The 2,665-nt window shown below is 73.9% G+C and carries 1 protein-coding gene; it reads right to left on the bottom strand.

Annotated features, from left to right (window positions below):
* Positions 1–2,499 (bottom strand): SDR family NAD(P)-dependent oxidoreductase (locus JT723_RS34540; protein ID WP_372441418.1); only part of this gene is annotated, 2,499 nt, incomplete at its 3' end.
* Positions 2,500–2,665: the final 166 nt, after the last annotated feature.

The following is a 2,665-nucleotide window of genomic DNA, read 5'->3' as shown; positions in this document are numbered from 1 at the left end:
CACCACCCGCACCCGGCCCGCGAACTCCCGGTCAAGCCGAGCCGCGAGAGCATCCTGGAAGGCGCAGCCCGCCGCGTAGTTGCTCTGCCCTGCCGCCCGCAGGAAGGCGTTCAACGACGAGAAGAACAGGACCAGTTCGAGCGTGGGGCCGCCGAAGACCTCGACGACGTGGACGCTGCCTGCGACCTTCACGTCCAACGCGGTGCGGAACTCGCCCTCCGTCATAGAGGCAAGACCGCGGTCGGCCAGCACAAGCCCGGAGTGCACCACCCCGTGCACTGCACCGAACCGTTCGCGGACCACGCGCGCCGCCCGCTCCACTGCCGCCGGGTCGGTGACGTCCGCCTGCACGTACAGCGGTCGCGGACCCACGGCCGCCACCCGGGCCAGATCGGCTTCGATCACCTCGTCCAGCGGGCGCCGCCCCAGCCAGACCACCTGAGCCCCGTAGACCCGGGCCACGTACTCCGACCAGACGACACCGATACCACCGGCACCACCGACGACGACATACACACCGCCCCGCCGCATACCACTCCCCGCCGCCGCGGGCAGCGCCGCAGGCAGCCAGCGCTGCGCGTACCAGCACCCCGAGCGGAAGGCCAGGCTGTGGCCGGTGTCGTTGCGGGGTGTACGGCGGAGGTCCTCGGACGGCCAGGGGTCGGACAGCGGGAGATCCAGCAGGCGTACCTGCCAGTGCGGGTACTCCTTGAGGAGTGCGCCGGTGAAGCCGTGGACGGCGGCGTGTGCGGGCTCGCAGGCATCCTCGGGCGAGATCGACTGGCTCTGCCGGGTGAGCACGGTCAGGTGCAGCTCGCGATCCCCGTACCCGGCGGCCAGCAGGGCCTTGACCAGCCGGAAGAGGTCGAGCACACCGTCGTCCTGCGCGCCCGCCGGCGGGATACCGCCCCGGGTGGGCGGCGCGGACCAGACGACGTGGCGCAGCGGAGGGGCGGTGCCGTCGCCGATGGCCCGTACCGCGGCAGGGGTGTCCAGCGTCCGGGCGGCGGGCCAGGCCCGGCGCAGCCGCTCCTCCGCGACGGCGCCGACCAGCAGGTCGGGGGCCGGGGCCGAGGGCTCCGCGGGGAGGGCGGTCGGCTCCCAGGTGGGGACGACGTAGACGCTCTCGCCCTCGTCCCGCACCCCGCCTTCGCGCAGGTGCAGCCCCTGGATCCGTACGCACACCGTGCCGTCCTGCGCGCACAGGTCGATGTCGTAGGTCCCGGTGCCGCGGGTGCCGCGCCGGGTCCTGGTCCAGATGCGGTCGGGGCAGCGGCGGAAGACCTCGACGGTGTCCACGGCGAAGGGCACGCCGGCGGGGGCGCCGTCCGGCCCGGCCGTGAGGGTCAGCCCGGCGACGGTCTGCAGGGCGCCGTCCAGCAGGCTCGGGTGGAGCAGGCACTGCGCCAGCGCGGGCGCGGCGGCGGGGCGGGTGACGTCGGCCAGTGCCACGGCACGGTCGTCGCCGAGCCGGATACGGCCGAGTCCGCGCAGGCTGGGGCCGTGTTCGATACCGCGGGCGCGCAGCTCGGCGTAGATGCCGTCGGCGGGAAGTCCGTCGCGGTCGACGGTGGCTCGTAGCCCGCCGAGGTCGATCCGGGGTGCGCCGGGGTCTCCCGGCTCGGCGACGCCCTGGCAGTGCACCGCCGAGGTGTCGCCCAGCACGCGGTCGCCGCTGTGCACCGTGAAGCCGACCGCGCCGTCCTTGCGCCGCTCCAGGGTGACGTGCAGTTCGGTGCGGCCGTCGGGTGCGGTCAGCGGCTGCGGCCACACGATGTCGCGCAGCCGCAGGCTGTGCCCGGCCGCGCCCGGCTCGCCGAGGGCGGACTCGACGGCGGCGCGGGCCAGTTCGAGGGAGACGACGCCGGGGAGGATCGAGCGCCCGCCGACGCGGTGGTCGGCGAGGAAGAACTCCTCGCCGGTCAGGGTGGTCGTGAAGCGGTACGCCTGCAGGTCGGAGGTGTTGCGCTGCGACAAGGTGTCCGCGGACTCGACGGCGACGGCGCTGGGCTCGGCGGCCTCGCGCACCCAGTAGCGGCGGCGGTCGAAGGGGTAGGTCGGCAGCGGGACCCGGCGGAAGCCGCCGCCCGCGAACAGCGCCTCGAAGTCGAAGTCCTGCCCCTGTACGAAGAGTTCGGCCACGGCGGACAGCCGCTCACGGAACTCCGCACCGCCGAGAGCAGAGGGCGCCGCGCACTCCCGCAGGCATTCCTCGCCGTAGCGGGCCAGCCCTGACCGGCGCCCGGTTTCCGCTCCTCCGCCGGAGGCGAACACCCCCGGTGCGCTGCCGTCTTCCAACCAGCCCGACAGCGCGGACGCCAGCTCCGCCCGGTCGCGCACGACCGCGGCCCACCGCGATCGCACCTGCCGACGACCCGTCAGAAGCGTAAAACTGACATCGCCCAACGACGCTTCGCGGCCCGCATCGCCCCGGCACCACTCCAGCAACGCTTGCGCCTGTTCCCGGACTTGCCGCACCGACGCCGCGGACAACGCCACCAGATAGCCGGGCAATGCCACCGGCTCCCGTGCCGCGTCCGGTGCCTCGCCGATCACCACATGCGCATTCGTCCCGGAGAACCCGAACGCACTCACGGCCGCCAAACGGGATCCCCTCGGCGCCTGCCAGTCCTGAACACGGTCGTTGACGTAGAAGGGCGAGCCG

The sequence above is a fragment of the Actinacidiphila bryophytorum genome (genome assembly GCF_016916835.1).
Taxonomy (GTDB): Bacteria; Actinomycetota; Actinomycetes; order Streptomycetales; family Streptomycetaceae; genus Actinacidiphila; species Actinacidiphila bryophytorum.
The sequence above is the reverse complement of the archived record's forward strand: the minus strand, read 5'-3'. Positions and strand labels throughout refer to the sequence as shown.